At 70.7% G+C, this 18443-nt stretch carries 15 protein-coding genes; 12 read left to right on the top strand and 3 right to left on the bottom strand.

The window, feature by feature from the left end:
• Window positions 1-573 precede the first annotated feature (573 nt).
• The 7 genes from gap (at window position 574) to pgi (ending at window position 7827) form a co-directional block, all read left to right on the top strand.
• Window positions 574-1581 carry a type I glyceraldehyde-3-phosphate dehydrogenase gene (gene gap / locus ACFY4A_RS29075; RefSeq protein WP_390832307.1) on the top strand — a complete coding sequence of 336 codons (1008 nt, stop codon included), beginning with the start codon at window positions 574-576 and terminating at the stop codon, window positions 1579-1581.
• 165 nt (window positions 1582-1746) lie between these two features.
• Window positions 1747-2958, top strand: coding sequence for a phosphoglycerate kinase (locus ACFY4A_RS29070; protein ID WP_390832306.1), 1212 nt, complete (start codon window positions 1747-1749; stop codon window positions 2956-2958).
• A gap of 6 nt (window positions 2959-2964) precedes the next feature.
• A complete protein-coding gene (gene tpiA, locus ACFY4A_RS29065; protein ID WP_390832305.1) occupies window positions 2965-3741 on the top strand; it encodes a triose-phosphate isomerase in 777 nt (258 codons plus the stop codon).
• A 158-nt stretch (window positions 3742-3899) separates the two neighbouring features.
• Window positions 3900-4136, top strand: a complete 237-nt coding sequence (gene secG, locus ACFY4A_RS29060; protein ID WP_100569504.1) for a preprotein translocase subunit SecG — start codon at window positions 3900-3902, stop codon at window positions 4134-4136.
• A gap of 216 nt (window positions 4137-4352) precedes the next feature.
• The gene (locus tag ACFY4A_RS29055; protein ID WP_073952427.1) at window positions 4353-4688 is read left to right on the top strand and encodes an RNA polymerase-binding protein RbpA; all 336 of its coding nucleotides are present in this window, start codon (window positions 4353-4355) and stop codon (window positions 4686-4688) included.
• A gap of 139 nt (window positions 4689-4827) precedes the next feature.
• Window positions 4828-6108, top strand: a complete 1281-nt coding sequence (locus tag ACFY4A_RS29050; RefSeq protein ID WP_390832304.1) for an MFS transporter — start codon at window positions 4828-4830, stop codon at window positions 6106-6108.
• 66 nt (window positions 6109-6174) lie between these two features.
• Complete coding sequence (pgi, locus tag ACFY4A_RS29045) at window positions 6175-7827, top strand: glucose-6-phosphate isomerase (protein ID WP_390832303.1); 1653 nt, start codon at window positions 6175-6177, stop codon at window positions 7825-7827.
• Between the two features lie 101 nt (window positions 7828-7928).
• Here the strand turns inward: pgi and ACFY4A_RS29040 are convergent, their stop codons facing one another.
• The 3 genes from ACFY4A_RS29040 to ACFY4A_RS29030 form a co-directional block, all read right to left on the bottom strand.
• Window positions 7929-10211 (bottom strand): FtsX-like permease family protein, encoded by a 2283-nt coding sequence (locus ACFY4A_RS29040; protein WP_390832302.1) that lies wholly within the window; start codon window positions 10209-10211, stop codon window positions 7929-7931.
• A gap of 61 nt (window positions 10212-10272) precedes the next feature.
• Complete coding sequence (locus ACFY4A_RS29035) at window positions 10273-11028, bottom strand: ABC transporter ATP-binding protein (RefSeq protein ID WP_390832301.1); 756 nt, start codon at window positions 11026-11028, stop codon at window positions 10273-10275.
• Window positions 11025-11540 (bottom strand): PadR family transcriptional regulator, encoded by a 516-nt coding sequence (locus ACFY4A_RS29030; RefSeq protein ID WP_390832300.1) that lies wholly within the window; start codon window positions 11538-11540, stop codon window positions 11025-11027. The genes ACFY4A_RS29035 and ACFY4A_RS29030 overlap by 4 nt, the downstream gene beginning before the upstream one ends.
• Window positions 11541-11700: 160 nt before the next feature.
• Here ACFY4A_RS29030 and ACFY4A_RS29025 point away from each other — a divergent pair, with 160 nt between their 5' ends.
• The 5 genes from ACFY4A_RS29025 (at window position 11701) to ACFY4A_RS29005 (ending at window position 18393) form a co-directional block, all read left to right on the top strand.
• Window positions 11701-12975: an ABC transporter substrate-binding protein gene (locus ACFY4A_RS29025; RefSeq protein WP_390832299.1), complete on the top strand. Its 1275-nt coding sequence runs from the start codon at window positions 11701-11703 to the stop codon at window positions 12973-12975.
• 194 nt (window positions 12976-13169) lie between these two features.
• Window positions 13170-14801, top strand: a complete 1632-nt coding sequence (locus tag ACFY4A_RS29020) for an alpha-amylase family glycosyl hydrolase (protein WP_390832298.1) — start codon at window positions 13170-13172, stop codon at window positions 14799-14801.
• A gap of 38 nt (window positions 14802-14839) precedes the next feature.
• Complete coding sequence (locus ACFY4A_RS29015; RefSeq protein ID WP_390832297.1) at window positions 14840-16180, top strand: ABC transporter substrate-binding protein; 1341 nt, start codon at window positions 14840-14842, stop codon at window positions 16178-16180.
• Window positions 16181-16186: 6 nt separating this feature from the next.
• A complete protein-coding gene (locus tag ACFY4A_RS29010) occupies window positions 16187-17557 on the top strand; it encodes an ABC transporter permease subunit (protein ID WP_390832296.1) in 1371 nt (456 codons plus the stop codon).
• Window positions 17554-18393, top strand: coding sequence for a carbohydrate ABC transporter permease (locus ACFY4A_RS29005; protein ID WP_390832294.1), 840 nt, complete (start codon window positions 17554-17556; stop codon window positions 18391-18393). The genes ACFY4A_RS29010 and ACFY4A_RS29005 overlap by 4 nt, the downstream gene beginning before the upstream one ends.
• Window positions 18394-18443: the final 50 nt, after the last annotated feature.

Here is an 18443-nt window from a genome sequence, read left to right as displayed (position 1 = left end):
CCCCGCCCCTGGCGGCGTCTTTATCGCCCGCCACCCCCCTCCACCCAAATACCGACTCCCCCCCCCCCCCCGCCCGCCCCCCCCCGGCAAACCCCCCCGGGGGGGGGCGCGGGGGGGGCCCGGCAGGTCGATAGGGACTACCGACAGTGACCGCCCGGGTCGACCGACGCAGGCCGACGACGGTGCTTGGCAGGCTGCGCCAGTCGCCGGGAGGCGGGGCGGCCGGGGGTGGCCGGGGCGGTTGGGGCGGTCCGCTGCGGTGGCGGCCTCGTGGGGGAATTGCCCGGTTTGCCGGAAGTCCGGAATGGGCGGAGATCGTGGCATTTCACAAGTGAGCCGAGGGGCTCACGAACGAGTGACCAACGTGGTCAATTGGTATGGGCAATCCATAGCGAAATCGGGTGATCCCGGCGGCCTGCGCGAGGGGCTCGGACCTTTGTGGAAGCAGTGCTGTCCAGGACGCGTCCAGATGTCACTTCGGAGGCCTCAGAGGGGTAGGGTCGTGGGTGGTCGGGGACATCCCAATACAGCTCGCCGGCGTCGAAACCGGCGTACCAACGAGGAGATCGGTTCGTGACGATCCGCGTAGGCATCAACGGCTTTGGCCGCATCGGTCGTAACTACTTCCGCGCGCTGCTGGAGCAGGGTGCAGACATCGAGATCGTGGCTGTCAATGACCTGGGTGACACCGCGACCACCGCTCACCTGCTGAAGTACGACACCATCCTGGGCCGCCTCAAGCAGGAGGTCTCCCACACCGCCGACACCATCACCGTCGACGGCCACACCATCAAGGTGCTGTCCGAGCGCAACCCCGCCGACATCCCCTGGGGTGAACTCGGCGTCGACATCGTCATCGAGTCCACCGGCATCTTCACCAAGAAGGAAGACGCCCAGAAGCACATCGCCGGCGGCGCCAAGAAGGTCATCATCTCCGCCCCCGCGAAGAACGAAGACGTCACCATCGTGATGGGCGTCAACCAGGACAAGTACGACCCGGCCAACCACCACGTCATCTCCAACGCCTCCTGCACCACCAACTGCGTGGCGCCGATGGCGAAGGTCCTCGACGAGAACTTCGGCATCGTCAAGGGCCTGATGACCACCGTGCACGCGTACACGAACGACCAGCGCATCCTGGACTTCCCGCACAAGGACCTGCGCCGCGCCCGTGCCGCCGCAGAGAACATCATCCCGACCACCACCGGCGCCGCAAAGGCCACCGCCCTGGTCCTGCCGCAGCTCAAGGGCAAGCTGGACGGCATCGCCATGCGCGTCCCGGTTCCCACCGGGTCGGTCACCGACCTCGTCGTCGAGCTCTCCCGCGAGGTCACCAAGGAAGAGGTCAACGCCGCCTTCCAGAAGGCCGCCGAGGGCGAGCTGAAGGGCCTCCTGGAGTACACCGAGGACCCGATCGTCTCCTCGGACATCGTCAACGCCCCGGCGTCCTGCACGTTCGACTCGTCCCTGACCATGGTTCAGGACGGCAAGAACGTGAAGGTCATCGGCTGGTACGACAACGAGTGGGGCTACTCCAACCGCCTCGTCGACCTGACGGTCTTCGTCGGCAACCAGCTCTGACCGGCAGGGCAGGCACCCCGGTGTGAGAGCAGGGCTCGGGCGGCGCGCCAACGCGCCGTCCGGGCCCTGACGCACGTACAGCGGGCCGAACGACCACAACCCGCCCACGTGCGGATCGATCAGCCCTCGTACGATCAAGAGCCCCCTCCTCAGGAGTCCCACCCAATGAAGACGATCGACGAACTTCTCTCCGAAGGCGTGGACGGCAAGCGGGTCTTCGTCCGCGCCGACCTCAACGTGCCGCTGGCCGACGGTGTCATCACCGACGACGGCCGCATCCGCGCCGTCCTGCCCACTGTCGAGGCCCTCGCCGAGGCCGGCGCCAAGGTGGTCGTCGCCTCCCACCTGGGCCGCCCCAAGGGTGCCCAGGACCCGGCCTTCTCGCTGCTGCCCGCCGCCGAGCGGCTCGGCGAACTCCTGGGCGCCCCCGTGGCGTTCGCCCAGGACACCGTCGGCCCGGCCGCCCACGACGCCGTGGACGGCCTTCAGCCCGGCCAGGTCGCGGTCATCGAGAACCTGCGGTTCAACCCCGGCGAGACGTCCAAGGACGACACCGAGCGCGGCGAGTTCGCCGACCGGCTCGCCGCCCTCGCGGACGTCTACGTCGGCGACGGCTTCGGCGCCGTGCACCGCAAGCACGCCTCCGTCTACGACCTGCCGGCCCGCCTCCCGCACTACGCCGGCTACCTCATCGCCACCGAGGTCGGCGTCCTGAAGAAGCTCACCGAGGACGTCCGGCGGCCCTACGTCGTCGCCCTCGGCGGCGCCAAGGTCTCCGACAAGCTCGCCGTCATCGACGAGCTGCTCGGCAAGGCCGACCGGCTGCTCATCGGCGGCGGCATGGCCTACACCTTCCTCAAGGCCCAGGGCCACGAGATCGGCAAGTCCCTCCTTCAGGAGGACCAGCTGCCGGCCGTCAGGGAGTACATCGAGCGCGCCGAGAAGACCGGTGTCGAGCTGGTCCTGCCCGTGGACACGCTGGTCTCGCCCGACTTCCCGGACCTGAAGGCCAAGACCCCGGTCCATCCCACCGCCGTGGCTGCGGACGCCATGCCGGCCGACCAGGAGGGCCTGGACATCGGCCCGGAGACCCGCAAGCTGTACGCCGCGAAACTCGCCGACGCCGCCACCGTCTTCTGGAACGGCCCGATGGGCGTCTTCGAGCACCCCGACTTCGCCGAGGGCACCAAGGCGGTCGCCCAGGCCCTGGTCGACTCGGACGGCTTCACCGTCGTGGGCGGCGGCGACTCCGCCGCGGCCGTCCGTACGCTGGGCTTCGACGAGTCGGCATTCGGCCACATCTCGACCGGCGGTGGCGCCTCCCTCGAATACCTCGAGGGCAAGACGCTCCCCGGCCTCGCCGCACTGGAGGACTGAAACCGTATGAGCACGCGCACGCCGCTGATGGCGGGCAACTGGAAGATGAACCTCAACCACCTCGAGGCCATCGCGCACGTCCAGAAGCTCGCCTTCGCCCTGGCCGACAAGGACTACGAGGCCGTCGAGGTCGCCGTCCTGCCGCCCTTCACCGACCTGCGCTCCGTGCAGACGCTGGTCGACGGCGACAAGCTCAAGATCAAGTACGGCGCCCAGGACGTCTCGGCGCACGACTCGGGCGCCTACACCGGCGAGATCTCCGGCCCGATGCTGGCCAAGCTGAAGTGCACCTACGTGGTGATCGGCCACTCCGAGCGCCGGCAGTACCACAACGAGACCGACGAGCTGGTGAACGCCAAGGTCAAGGCCGCCTACAAGCACGGTCTGACCCCGATCCTGTGTGTTGGCGAGGAGCTGGAGGTCCGCGACGCGGGCAACCACGTCACGCACACGCTCGCCCAGGTCGAGGGGGGTCTGAAGGACATCCCCGCCGAGCAGGCCGAGTCGATCGTGATCGCCTACGAGCCCGTCTGGGCCATCGGCACTGGCAAGGTCTGCGGCGCCGCGGAGGCCCAGGAGGTCTGCGGCGCCATCCGCGGCAAGCTCGCCGAGCTGTACTCGCAGGAGGTCGCCGACCAGGTGCGCATCCAGTACGGCGGCTCGGTGAAGTCGGGCAACGTCGCCGAGATCATGGCGCAGGAGGACATCGACGGCGCCCTGGTCGGCGGTGCCTCGCTGGACTCGGACGAGTTCGTCAAGATCGTGCGCTTCGGCGAGCAGTGAGCCGGGCCGGCCGCGAGCAGTGAGCCAGGCCCGCCGCAGAGGGCGGGCCTGGCTGTGAGTATGCGCGGGCGGCGATCCGTCGTACCCTTGCGGGGGCATGGTAGGCATGACCTGTCACACCCCGTCGTCCATCCGAATCCGAGGAAGTTGGTCCAGCCGTGGTTTTGGGGTTCTCGATCGCCCTGATCGTCTTCAGCCTGCTGCTGATGCTGCTGGTGCTGATGCACAAGGGGAAGGGCGGCGGCCTCTCCGACATGTTCGGTGGCGGTATGCAGTCGTCCGTCGGCGGCTCCTCGGTCGCCGAGCGCAACCTCGACCGCATCACCGTGGTGATCGGCCTGCTGTGGCTCGCCTGCATCATCGTGCTCGGCATCCTGATGAAGACGAGCAGTTGACGAGCGGCTGCCCGTCGGTAGGGACCGCACATTCCGTACGTAAGGCCCCATGGTCGGTACGCGCTCCTGAGCGCGGCCTATCATGGGGCTTGCGTCTGTGTGGGAGCGGTAACTCCCATCACTGGACGCGCGTTGGGCCTTACGTAGACTGAGGCGCTCGCAGCGGAGCGGAAGGCCGACTCGCTTCGCGGCACCATCACGCAGGGAGTTACGACCGTGGCAAGTGGCAACGCGATCCGAGGAAGCCGGGTCGGGGCGGGGCCGATGGGCGAGGCCGAGCGTGGCGAGTCCGCGCCGCGTCTGCGCATCTCCTTCTGGTGCTCCAACGGACACGAGACCCAGCCGAGCTTCGCCAGCGACGCGCAGGTCCCCGACACCTGGGACTGCCCGCGCTGCGGTTTCCCGGCCGGTCAGGACCAGGACAACCCGCCGGCCCCGCCGCGGACCGAGCCCTACAAGACGCACCTGGCCTATGTGCGGGAGCGGCGCAGCGACGCGGACGGTGAGGCGATCCTCGCCGAGGCGCTCGCCAAACTGCGGGGCGAGATCTAGGACTTGAGGTCCGGTCGGCCGCCTTCGGGCGCGGGGCCGGACCTGTTGCGTATCCGGGCGGACCGGCCGCCGCGGACCGATTGTCAGTGGTGCCCTCTACGGTTTGTGCATCGGTGAATCGTGAGGCAGAGGGGAAGCCATGACGGGGGTCGAGGCCGGGCGCGAAGCCGTCGGCGCGGGTGCGCCGGCGTGGCACGGTGGATTCGGACGGCTGTGGAGCGCCGCCGTGCTGTCCAGCTTCGGTGACGCGCTGCGTACGGCCGCGCTGCCGCTGCTCGCCCTTTCCCTGACCGACGACCCGCTGCTCATCGCCTCCGTCACGGCCTGCGGTTATCTGCCCTGGATCGTCTTCGGGCTGCTCGGCGGCGCCGTCGCGGACCGGGTGGACCAGCGGCGCGCGATGTGGGCGGCGGACACGGTACGGGGCCTGCTGGTCGGGGGCTTCGCCCTGGCGGTGGCCCTCGGGCACGCCTCGGTCGGCCTGCTGATCGCTCTGGGCTTCACGCTGACCACGCTCCAGACGCTCTTCGACAACGCCGCCACGGCCCTGTTGCCCGCCCTGGTGGAGCCCGAGGCGCTCGGCGGTGCCAACGCCCGTCTGATGACCGGGCAGCGCCTGGCGGGCGGGCTGCTGGGCGGCCCGGTCGTGCCCCTGCTGTTCGCCGCGGGGGCCGCCGCCCCCTTCGCGGCCGATGCCGCCACCTTCCTGGTGGCCGCCGCTCTCGTGGCCTCCCTGCGGGTCCCGGCGCCCGAGCGTCAGCCGAGACCGACGGGCAGCACGCTGCGGCGGGAGATGGCCGAGGGACTGCGCGCCCTCGGGCAGGACAGGGCCCTGCGCGGGCTGTGCGCCGCCACCGCGCTGTGCAACGTCGGGATGGGCGCGCTCATCGCCACCCTGGTGGTCGTCGTGACCGGCTGGCTGGGCGCGGGCACCAAGGGGTACGCGGCGGCGCTGACGGCGTACACGCTCGGCAGCCTGGCCGGGGGAGCGGCCAACCGGCGGATCGTGGCCCGGCTCGGGCGGATGCGGGCCGTGGTGCTGGCCGGCGGGGTGCAGATCGCCGCTCTGGTGGTCATGGGACTGGTGCGCAGCCTGGCCGTCGCGATGGCCGCGCTGGCAGTCTTCGGGCTGATGGGCATGGTGTGGAACGTGAACACGACGACACTGATGCAGCAGCGCAGCCCCGCCGGGATGCTGGGCCGGGTCAGCGCGGCCTTCCGCACCGTCGCGGTGGCCGGGGCGCCGCTCGGGGCGGTGCTCGGCGGGGCCGTCGCCGCCGTGTGGGGGCCGAACTGGCCGGCGCTGCTCACGGCCGCGTTCTTCGTCCTTTCCGTGGCCGCGCTGATACCCGCGCACCGCGCCGACGTACTCGTTGTCACGCCGGACGACGGCGTGACGACGGCTCATGTCGCCCGCTGATCAATTAGGTTGGAGCGGCAGCGGGGCAAGGACGCAGGACAGCTAGGAAAGAAGGCTGAGGTCCGAATGAACGCAGACGCCCGTACCAGGCTCAACCAGAGGCCGGAGTGGACCGCTCTGGCCAGGCACCGTGAGGAGCTCGCCGACACCGGTCTGCGGGATCTGTTCGCGGCCCACCCGGAGCGCGGCGAGGCGTACGCCCTCCAGGTCGGTGATCTTTACGTCGACTACTCCAAGCACCTCGTCACCGACGAGACCCTGCGGCTGCTGCGGGAGCTGGCCGCCGCGACGGACGTGTTCGGGCTGCGGGACGCCATGTTCCGCGGTGCGAAGATCAACGTCACCGAGGACCGGGCCGTGCTGCACACGGCGCTGCGCGCGCCGCGGGACGCGGTGGTCGAGGTCGACGGGGAGAACGTCGTGCCCGGGGTGCACGCGGTCCTCGACAGGATGAGCGACTTCGCCCACCGGGTGCGGTCGGGGGAGTGGACGGGGCACACCGGCAAGCGGATCCGCAACGTGGTCAACGTCGGCATCGGCGGCTCCGACCTGGGCCCCGCGATGGCGTACGAGGCGCTGCGGGCCTACACCGACCGCGGTCTGACGGTGCGTTTCGTGTCGAACGTCGACGGCGCGGACCTGCACGAGGCCGTGCGGGATCTGGACGCGGCGGAGACGCTGTTCATCATCGCGTCCAAGACGTTCACCACGATCGAGACGATCACCAACGCCACGTCGGCACGCAACTGGCTGCTGGAAGAGCTGAAGTCCGGCCCGGAGGCGGTCGCCCGGCACTTCGTGGCGCTGTCCACGAACACGGAGAAGGTGTCCGAGTTCGGCATCGACGTCGAGAACATGTTCGAGTTCTGGGACTGGGTCGGGGGGCGCTACTCGTACGACTCCGCGATCGGCCTGTCCCTGATGATCGCGATCGGGCCGGACCGGTTCCGGGAGATGCTGGACGGCTTCCGTCTTGTCGACGAGCACTTCAGGACCGCGCCGGCCGAGTCCAACGTGCCCCTCCTGCTGGGGCTGTTGGGGATCTGGTACGGCAACTTCCATGACGCGCAGTCGCATGCCGTGCTGCCGTACTCGCACTATCTGTCGAAGTTCACCGCGTATCTGCAGCAGCTGGACATGGAGTCCAATGGGAAGTCGGTGCAGCGGGACGGAGAGCCGGTGGGCTGGCAGACCGGGCCGGTGGTGTGGGGGACGCCGGGCACGAACGGGCAGCACGCGTATTACCAGTTGATCCATCAGGGCACGAAGCTGATCCCGGCGGACTTCATCGGGTTCGCCGAGCCGGTGGCCGAGCTGAGCGGCGAACTCCGGGCGCAGCACGATCTGCTGATGGCCAACTTCTTCGCGCAGACCCAAGCGCTGGCCTTCGGTAAGACGCCGGAGGAGGTACGGGCGGAGGGGGTGTCGTCGGAGCTGGTGCCGCACAAGACGTTCGGGGGGAACCACCCCACGACCACGATCCTCGCGCGTGAGTTGACTCCGTCGGTGCTGGGGCAGTTGATCGCCCTGTACGAGCACAAGGTGTTCGTCCAGGGCGCCGTCTGGAACATCGACTCCTTCGACCAGTGGGGAGTCGAACTGGGCAAGGTCCTGGCGAAGCAGGTGGAGCCGGCTCTGACAGAAGGCGCGGAAGTGGAGGGGCTGGACCCCTCCACGACGACCCTGGTCGCCAAGTACCGCGCCCTGCGCTCCCGCTGACCCCTTCCGCCACCTACCAGCCTCGCGCCTCGCTGGGCGCAACCCTCGGACTCCTGGAGTCCCCGGGGCTCCGCCCCAGCCCCGCCAAGACCCGTGGGCGTTCAGGCCACCGCCGTCAACGTGTCTGCCAGGCGGCGGTGGGAGGCTCTGGTGGCGGGGAGGGTGGAGAGGGCCGCGGCGCCCAGGGCTGCCGAGGTGATGAAGAGGAGGAGCAGGAGCGGGGACGGGGTCCTGGCGATCCCGGCGCCGATGCCGCTGGAGTGGCCCTGGGTGTTGATCAACCAGTTGGAGAGGGGGAGGGCCAGAGCGGTGGCGGTGGCCGCGGCCGCCAGGGCGGTGCAGCTGGTCGAGGTCACCGTGATCGCGGTGATCTGGCGGGGGGAGAGCCCGATGGCCTTCAGGGCCAGGAGGTCCCGTTCGCCCTCGCGGATCGTGCCGCCGATCGCGGAGAGGAGTTCGATCAGGCCGATCAGGGCCAGGACGCAGATCAGGCCCACGATGACCGCGCGCATCGACGACAGGCCGTCGGCCGGGTTGGTCACCGGGTGGACGTCCAGGTGGCCGTGGGCGGCGGCGGACAGCGCGGTGGCGACGTGGCGCGGATCGGCGCCCGGATCGAGGCGGAGCTGGTAGAAGGTGGGGCTGAGGTTCGGGTCGTTCTCGTGCAGGGTGTCCAGGGACGTGGAGATGACCCGGCCTGCGTTCTCCGGCTCGATGCTGCGGCCGACGATGTGCAGGATCTGCGGCTGGTCGCCGACCGTCATGCGCACCCAGTCGCCGACCCGGACGTCGAGCAGGTCCAGCAGGCCCTGCCCGGCCACTGCCTCGTCGGGGCCGTCGGCGCCGCGGCCCTCGGCCAGGGCGAACGGGTAGGGAGCCTCGCGGGTGCCCAGGCCCCGCAGGGCGATCGTGGCCGTCTGGCCGGGGACCAGGGCGGCCACCTCCACACCGGGGTAGACGGCGGCGATGCCGGGTTCCCGCGCCAGCAGCTCCCGCGTTCCCCGGTCGTTCAGGGTGCTGTCGGGGCGGACGGTGAGCGCGGCCGGCAGCCCCAGCTCCTCCGGCCTGTTGTGGAAGCGGTCGATCGTGGTCCAGGCACTCATCGCCACCACGATCAGCAGCAGCGGCAGCGCCAGCCGTCCCACTGTGGCGAAGGTGCGCGGGCGGCGGGTGAAGGCCCGGTGCCAGCCCAGGACCAGCGCGGGCGGCAGGCGCAGACCCAGCGCCCCGCGGGCGACCGCGGTCAGGCCGCCGCCCGGCACCGCCGCGGGGCGCGGCACCGGGACCGGCGGCACCCGGCCCGCCCGCCACGCGGCGAGCCCGGTCACCGCGCCGATGAACAGCACCGCGCCCACCGGGACCGCGAACATCGCCACCGTGTGAGCCGGCAGGCCCTGCCACACCCCGACCGCGTCGCCCGGCCGGCCCGGGATCCGCGCGCCCAGCCCCTCGGTCAGCGCCACCGCCGCCACGGCGCCCAGCACGGCGTACGCCACATGCTGGAGCAGGAAGATCCGGACCACCTGGGCGGGCGTGAAACCGATCGCCTTCAGCACCGAGATGTCCCGCAGATGCCCCCGAATACGGGTGCCGATCGCGCCGTGCACCGCCAGCCCGGCCGCGATCAGCGCGCCCAGCCCGAACAGACCCAGCACCTGCCCGAGCAGCCGGTTGTCGCCCTGCGCCTCGGCCCGCGCCTGCTGCCAGGTGGACACCTCGCCGACCACGCCGGCGCCCAGCACGGTGACGGCGCGCTGCACGGCGTAGTCCGTGTCGTCGGGATCGGTCAGCCGCAGCCCGACCACCCGTCCGCCGGGCTCGTGCACGGCGGACGGGTGCGCCCACACCAGCCCCGGCTGCTCGCCGGGGCCGTAGCGGGGCTCGGCGCCGTCGGCGATGCCCACCACGCTCAGCGTGCGCCCGGTGCCGGGCAGGGCGAGGGTGTCCCCGGGCTCGGCCAGCAGCGCCCTGGCCAGGCGGTTCTCCAGGACCACACCGTCCGGCTCCCCGGCGTCCAGCCAGCGCCCGGCGGTGAGCAGCGGGCGGCCCACGGTGGGCGGCGAGGGCGTACCGCGCAGCTCCACGGTGGCGCGGGTGCCGCGGGAGACGACGGTGGCGGACTCGACGAGGTAGGCGGCGGTGACCGACTCGACGCCGTCCAGCCCGGCGAGCCGTTCCGTCTCGGCGGACCGCGCCGTGTGCAGCCACACATGGGCCCCGTGGGACTGGGTGAAGACCCGCTGCCAAGGATTGGTCGCATAGCCGAACAGCGCGGTGGCCAGCAGCAGCGAGGCGACGATGCCGGCGGTGGCCAGCACGAGGAACAGCGCCTCCCCGCGATGGGCGCGCAGATCGGAGTGCGCCCAGCGCAACGTGGCTCGCACCGGCCTCAGTCCCTCGGTCCGGAACGCGGACCCGAGCACGTCAGGTGGTCGTACACCGCACTCAGTCCCTCAGCTCCAGCACGCCCGAGATCCCCGTGCTCCGCGACGGCGTCGTCCCGTCCAGTTCCGCGTCGTCGACGATCCGGCCGTCGAAGAAACTGATCACCCGGTCCGCGGCGCTCGCCAGCCGGGCGTCATGGGTGACCAGCACGATCGTCTGGCCGCGCCCGTGGAAGCGGGACAGCAGCCGCATCACCTCGCGGGTGCCCTTGCTGTCGAGGCTGCCGGCGGGCTCGTCGGCGAGCAGCAGCGGAGGGTGGTTGACCAGCGCGCGGGCCAGCGCGACCCGCTGCTGCTCGCCGCCGGACAGCTCGCCCGGCATGCTGCGCTCCTTGCCCTCCAGGCCCAGCTCGGCCAGCAGTTCCTCCCGCTCGGCACGCGCCTGCCGCGGCGAGCGACCGGCGAGCAGGGCGGGCAGCTCGACGTTGTCGGCGACGGACAGGTTGGAGACCAGGTTGAAGAACTGGAACACGATCCCGATGCCGTTGCGGCGCTCCTCGGCCCAGCGGGCCTCGCCGTAGGAGTCGGCGCACCGGCCGTCCAGCCAGATGGTGCCCTCGTCCGGCCGCTGCAGTCCGCCGAGCAGGTGCAGCAGCGTCGACTTGCCGGCCCCGGACGGACCGGTGACCGCCACGAACTCGCCGCGGGTCACCGACAGATCCACCCCGCGCACGGCCCGGGCGGGCGCCCCCTGGCCGTGGTGCGTCTTGACCAGGCCCTCGGCCCGCAGCAGCACCGGAGCTCGGACGTCACTCACTCCAGCCCCTCCAGTTCCTCCTGGCACCGCTCCAGCCAGTCCAGGTCGGCCTGCAGGTGCAGCATGGCGCCCTCGATCAGCAGATGGGCGATTCGGTTGTCCCGGTTCTCGGCGGCGGCCAGCTTCGACAGGTTGCGCATGGTGTTGAGGTACTGGCGCCGCTGCTTGTTGATGAGGGCGATCTGGTCGGCGAGACCGGTCTGCGGGGCGAGGGCGAGCTTCATGAAGAACTCGTCCCGCACCCGCGGCTCGTCCTCGGGCTCCTCGAACCAGGCGCGCAGCGCCCCCCGTCCGGCGTCGGTGAGGTGGTAGATCTTCTTGTTGGGCCGGCTGGACTGCTCGACCTCCTCGCCCTCGATCAGTCCCGACTTCTCGAGGCGGCCGAGGGTCACGTAGATCTGGCCGACGTTCGGCTGAGGGTACGCGGAGCCCAGCAGTTGCTCAAGGTCCTGCTTCAGCTCGTAGCCGTGGGCGGGACCGCGCGCGAGAAGTGCCAGGAGGGGCAGGCGCACGCGTGCTCTCCTCCTAGGTCCTCGTCAGACGCGTCATGCGTGGTGTCTCCGGGTGGTCGACGTGAGATTGACGCCAGGCCCTAGTATCGCCCATACCTAACAGGTATACATGGCCTGAGCCGGGCGAAGGTGCCCGGCGCCGGTGTGCAAGGAGGAACCTATGCGGTGGATCCACGCCGCCGGTAGGGGCCTCCTCGTTCTGGTCGTGGTCATGAGCGGCTACATCGCCTCGGGTGCCCGGGCGACCGAGGGGAGCGGCGGCGGCCGCGGCCCGCTCACCCTGGCCACCGCGGGCGATCTGACCGGTTACCTCGGCCCGCTGCTGGAGGGCTGGAACCGCACCCACCCCGCCGAGCGGGTCACCCTCGTCGAGCTGCCCGACGCCGCCGACGAGACCCGGGCGCAGATGGCCACCGACCTGCGCGGCGGCAAGCGCAGCCGGTTCGACGTGCTCAACATCGACGTCAACTGGACCTCGGAGTTCGCCGCCGCCGGCTGGATCCGCCCGTTGCCGCGCGAGCGCTTCCCGCTGGGGACCTTCCTGCCCCCGGTCGTCGACACGGCCACCTACGACGGACGGCTGTACGCGGTCCCGTACGTCACCAACGCCGGCCTGCTGCTGTACCGCAAGGACGTCCTGGCCGAGGAGGGCGTCCCGCCACCGCGCACCTGGGCCGAGCTGGAGCACGCCGCCCGGACCATCGCCCCGAAGTACGGACTCGAGGGCTACGCGGGCCAGTTCCTGCCGTACGAGGGCCTGACCGTCAACGCGGCCGAAGCCGTGTACTCGGCGGGCGGCACGATCCTCGGCGACGAGGGCGAGCGCGTCACCGTCGACTCGGGTGCCGCTCGCGAGGGCATCGGCTTCCTGGCGCGCGGCTTCGGCGAGGGCTGGATCCCCGAGGAGGCGCTGACGTACAAGGAGGAGGAGTCCAAGCAGGCCTTCCAGGACGGCCGGCTGCTCTTCCTGCGCAACTGGCCCTACGCGTACGCGGTGGCCTCCGCCAAGGGCTCCAAGGTCGCCGGGAAGATCGGCGCCGTACCGCTGCCCGGACCCGAGGGGCCGGGGACCAGTGTCCTCGGCGGCTCCAACCTGGCCGTCAACACGCACGCGCGGCACCCCGACTCGGCCGCGCGCCTCATCGCGTACCTCACCAGCGAGCCCGTCCAGCGCCAGGTGCTCACCAAGGGCGCGCTGCCGCCCGTACGCGCCGCGCTGTACGAAGACCCGGCACTCGTGCGGCGGTTCCCGTATCTGCCGACCCTGCGTGCCTCCGTGCTGGCCGCCGCGCCGCGTCCCAAGAGCCCGCACTACGACCAGGTCAGCCTGGTGGTGCAGGCGGTCGTGCACGACACGCTGGCCGGGCGGCGCACCCCCGAGGTGGCCGTGCGGCGCCTCGCGCGCGAGCTCGACGCCATCGCCGGCCGCTCGTAGCGCTCCCGGCAGAGGCCAGTAATAGTTACTTGTTAGGTAACGCCGTCATCACATCTGCGCCTGACTCGACCCGACAAGTCTGGACATAGGTGGCCCACTGCCCAGCAGCTTCCGTTCCGTTCGTTGACATCTTCCTGAAACCGATACCTAACATGCATGCATAACTGCTGCCTTCACAGGAACAGGTCAATGGATTGAACAGGCATGGTTGGTGGCGCGACGCGGTGATCTACCAGGTGTACATCCGCAGCTTCCTGGACAGCACCGGCGACGGCATCGGCGATCTGGCCGGGGTCCGGGCCGGGCTGCCCTATCTGAAGAAGCTCGGCGTCGACGGCATCTGGCTGAGTCCCTTCTACCCCTCCCCGCAGCACGACCACGGCTACGACGTGGCCGACCACTGCGGAGTCGATCCGCTCTTCGGCGACCTCGCCGGGTTCGACCTGCTGATGGCCACCGCCCATCGGCTCGGGATCAGGGTGCTCCTCGACGTCGTCCCCAACCACTGCTCCAGTGAGCACCCGTGGTTCCGCGAGGCGCTCGCCGCCGAACCCGGCAGCCCGGCCCGCTCCCGCTTCCACTTCACCGACGGCCGCGGCCCGGACGGCGCCGAGCCGCCCAACAACTGGCACGCCATGTTCGGCGGCCCCGCCTGGACCCGGATCACCGAGCCGGACGGCCGCCCCGGCCAGTGGTACCTGCACATGTTCACGCCCGAGCAGCCCGACTGGAACTGGCGCAACCCCGAGATCCCCGCCGAGTTCGAGCGCGTCCTGCGCTTCTGGCTGGACCGGGGTGTGGACGGCTTCCGCATCGACGTGGCCGCAGGCCTGTTCAAGCACCCCGAACTGCCCGACTCCCCGGACCCGGAGGCCGACGCCCGCACCCGTGACTCGGTCAACCCGCTCGCCTGGAACCAGCCCGAGGTGCACGACGTGTGGCGGCACTGGCGCGCGGTGTGCGAGGAGTACACGGCGCGCGACGGGTGCGAACGCCTGCTGGTCGGCGAGGTGTCCGTGCCCAGCGCCCGCGAACACGCCAAGTACGTCCGCGCGGACGAACTGCACCAGGCCTTCTTCTTCGACCTGCTCGGAGCCCCCTGGGACGCCGACGCCTTCCGCAAGGTCATCTCCGAGGCCATGCAGGACATCGTCGGTACCGGCTCCACGGTCACCTGGGTCCTCAACAACCACGACCAGGTCCGCACCGTCACCCGCTACGGCGAGGCCGCCGTGGAGGGCAGCGGGCTCGGCGCCGCCCGCGCCCGCGCCGCCGCGCTGCTGATGCTGGCGCTGCCCGGAGCCGCGTACGTCTACCAGGGCGAGGAACTCGGCCTGCCCGAGGTCGTCGACCTGCCCGACGACGTACTCACCGACCCGATCTTCCGCCGCACCGGAAGCCGCGCCCGCGTCCGCGACGGCTGCCGGGTGCCGCTGCCCTGGTCGGGGCAGGTCTCCCCGTTCGGCTTCACCTCCGGGACCCAGAGCGCCAAGCCCTGGCTGCCGCAGCCCCCGTACTTCGCCGAGTACGTCACCGAACGCGCCCTCGCCGACACCCGCTCCTTCTGGCACCTGTACCGCGACGGCCTGCAACTGCGCTCCGCGCTGCCCCAATTGGGCGAGGGCTCGCTGCGCTGGCTGGACACCCCGCCGGACGTCCTCGGCTTCGTCCGCGGCGACGGCCTGGTTTGCGCCGTCAACTTCGGTACGTCGCCCACGGCCGCGCCGGTCTCCGGCACTCCGCTGCTGACCAGCGGCGACTGCCCGCCCGGGGCGCTCGCCGGGTCCACCGCCGCCTGGTGGATCACGGACGGCACCGACCTCTGAACCTCGTCAATTCCCCGCCTTCCGAAGGGACATCAATGATGATGCGACGACGTACCACCCTGCTCACCGGCTGCACCGCCCTCGTCCTCGCCCTCGGCGCCACCGCCTGCGGCAGCGACGACCCCGTCTCCGCGGGCGGCGGCGACAAGACGCTCAGCGGTCAGACGGTCACCGTGGCCGGCGTCTGGTCCGGCAGCGAGCAGAAGAACTTCCAGAAGGTGCTGGACGCGTTCTCCGCGAAGACCGGCGCCAAGACCCAGTTCATGTCGACCGGCGACAACGTCTCCACCGTCGTCGGCAGCAAGATCGAGGGCGGCAACGCCCCCGACGTCGTGATGGTCCCGCAGGTCGGCGTGCTCCAGCAGTTCGCCAAGAAGGGCTGGCTCGAGCCGCTGTCCGGCACCACGCAGAAGTCGGTGGACGCCAACTTCGCGCCGGTGTGGAAGAAGTACGGCAGCGTCGACGACACCCTGTACGGCCTGTACTTCAAGGCCGCCCACAAGTCGACCGTCTGGTTCAGCCCCGACGCGCTCGAGCAGGCCGGCGTCAAGCCGCCGGCGACGTACGACGAGATGCTCAAGGCCGGGCACACCCTCTCCGACTCCGGGCTCGCCGCCTTCGCGGTCGCCGGACAGGACGGCTGGACCCTGACCGACTGGTTCGAGAACATCTACCTCTCCCAGGCCGGCCCCGAGAAGTACGACGCCCTCGCCGCGCACGAGCTGAAGTGGACCGACGACAGCGTGGTCAAGGCGCTCACCACGCTCGGCAAGCTGTTCGAGGACAAGCAGCTGATGGCGGGCGGCCAGAAGGGCGCCCTCAACACCGACTTCCCGGGCTCGGTGGAGAAGGTCTTCGGGCCCAAGCCCGAGGCCGGAATGGTCTACGAGGGCGACTTCGTCGCGGGCGTCGCCCACGACCAGTTCGACCGGACCATCGGCAAGGACGCGGACTTCTTCCCGTTCCCGCCGGTCGACGGCGGCAACGCGCCGGTCGTCAGTGGCGGTGACGCGGCCGCCGTCCTCAAGGACGGCAAGAACGCCAAGGCCGGCATGAAGCTCCTCGAGTTCCTGGCCACGCCGGAGGCCGCGGCCGTGTGGGCCAAGGCCGGCGGTTTCCTCTCCCCGAACAAGAACCTCGATCTCGCCTCCTACGGCGACGACGTCACCCGCGCCACCGCCAAGTCCCTGGTCGCGGCGGGCGACGCCGACGCGGTCCGCTTCGACATGTCCGACCAGGCCCCGGCGGCCTTCGGCGGCACCAGCGGCGTGGGCGAGTGGAAGCTGCTCCAGGACTTCCTGCGCGACCCGTCCGACCCGAAGGGCACGGCGGCGAAGCTGGAGGCCGCGGCGGCCAAGGCGTACAAGAACCAGGGCTGACCCACCATGACCGCCACCATGCTCGCGAAGGAGAAGGGCACGGACCCCCCGTCGCCCGCCGTGCGCGCCGAGCGTGCCCGGCGCGCACGGCGGCGGGGGCGGGTCGTCGCGCTGCTGTTCGTCTTCCCCGCGCTGCTGCTGCTCGGCGCGCTCGTCGTCTACCCGTTGCTGTTCTCCGTCGGCCGGAGCTTCTTCGACGCCTCCGGCACCCGGTTCGTCGGCGGGGACAACTACACCGAGATGTTCCGCGACCCGGCGACGCTGAAAGCCATCCGGAACACCACGATCTGGGTCGTCGTCGCCCCGGCGCTGCTCACCGGGCTCGGACTGATCCTCGCCGTGCTGGTGGAGAAGGTCCGCTGGGCGACGGCGTTCAAGCTCCTGCTGTTCATGCCGATGGCCGTGTCCTTCCTGGCCGCCGGCATCATCTTCCGGCTCGCCTACGACGAGGACCCGGACAAGGGCGTCCTGAACGCCGCCGTGGTCTCCGTGCACGACGCCTTCAAGGGATCCCCGTCCTATCCGAGCGCCCGCGCCCGTGAGGGGTTCGGGCTGACGCACGGCCGGGACGGCTCGTACCTCACCGACGCGAGCCTCTCGCCGGGCGCCACGGTGACCCTGCCGATGGTCGGCGTGCTGCCCAAGGACCTGCCCGGCGGTGCCTCGCCCGCCCGCGCGGTGGAGGGCGGGAAGGCCCGCGCGGACGAACTGCGCGGAGTCGTCTACCTGGACTTCGCGCCCGGCGGGGGCGGCACCCAGGGCAAGGTCGATCGCGGTGAGAGCGGTATGCCCGGCATGAAGGTCGAGGCGGTGCGCGACGGCCGGACGGTCGCGAGCACCACCACGGGCTCCGACGGCTCCTTCCGCTTCACGGGCCTGACGGCGGGCCCGTACGAGGTGAAGCTGCCCCAGGCCAACTTCGCGCAGCCCTACCAGGGCATCTCCTGGCTCGGCCCGACGCTCGTCACCCCGATGATCATCGGTGCCTACCTGTGGATCTGGACCGGGTTCGCGATGGTGCTGATCGGCGCCGGACTGTCCGCGCTGCCGCGCGACGCGCTGGAGGCGGCGCGCATCGACGGGGCCAACGAGTGGCAGATCTTCCGCCGGATCACCGTGCCGCTGCTCGCTCCCGTCCTCACCGTCGTGTTCGTCACCCTCGTGATCAACGTGATGAAGGTCTTCGACCTCGTCTACATCATCGCGCCCGGCCCGGTGCAGCAGGACGCCACCGTGCTGGCGACCCAGATGTGGCTGGTGTCCTTCGGCGGTGGCAACAACCAGGGCCTCGGCAGCGCGCTCGGCGTGCTCCTGCTGCTCCTGGTGATCCCGGCGATGGTGTTCAACGTCCGCCGTTTCCGAAGGAGTCAGCGATGAACGCGGTCAGGCGGGGCCTGGGCAACGGGCTGGTCCAGGCCGTCCTCGTGGTGATCGGCCTGATCTGGATGACCCCGCTCGCGGGACTGTTCCTGTCGTCGCTGCGCTCGGCCCAGGACACCGCGAAGGGCGGCTGGTGGACGGCGCTGGCCGGCCCTGGGCAGCTGTCCTTCGACAACTACGCGGCGCTGCTGGAGAACTCGGGCATCACCAAGGCCTTCTGGAACACGGTGCTGATCTCGGTGCCCACGACGGTCCTGGTCGTCGTCATCGCGGCGCTGGCCGGATACGCCTTCGCCTGGCTGGACTTCCCGGCCCGTGAGCCGCTGTTCCTGCTGGTGGTGGCCATGCTGGTGGTGCCCGTGCAGATCGGTCTGCTGCCCGTCGCCAAACTCTTCGGACAGGTCGGCCTGTTCGGCACGATCCCCGGCGTGGTCCTCTTCCACGTGGCTTACGGACTGCCGTTCGCGGTGTTCCTGCTGCGGAACTACTTCGCCGAGATGCCCAAGGAGATGCTGGAGGCGGCCCGCATGGACGGGGGCAACGAGTGGCGGATCTTCACCCGACTGGTGCTGCCGGTGGGGCGGCCCGCGATCGCGAGCCTCGCCATCTTCCAGTTCCTGTGGGTGTGGAACGACATGCTGGTGGCGCTGCTGTTCGCCGACACCTCGTCGCAGCCCCTGACGGTGGAACTCCAATCGCAGATCCGGCAGTTCGGCAGCAACATCGATGTGCTGGCGCCGGGAGCGTTCCTGTCGCTGGTCGTGCCGGTGGTCGTGTTCTTCGCTTTCCAGCGGCACTTCGTGCAGGGGGTGATGGCCGGGTCGGTGAAGTGACGGTCGGTGGGTGTGCGGAGTGAGGGTTTTCGCCCCGCCGCCCCGTCCCT

Source organism: Streptomyces sp. NPDC001292 (assembly GCF_042896465.1).
Classification (GTDB): Bacteria; Actinomycetota; Actinomycetes; order Streptomycetales; family Streptomycetaceae; genus Streptomyces.
This window is presented reverse-complemented; position numbering and strand designations above follow the sequence as displayed.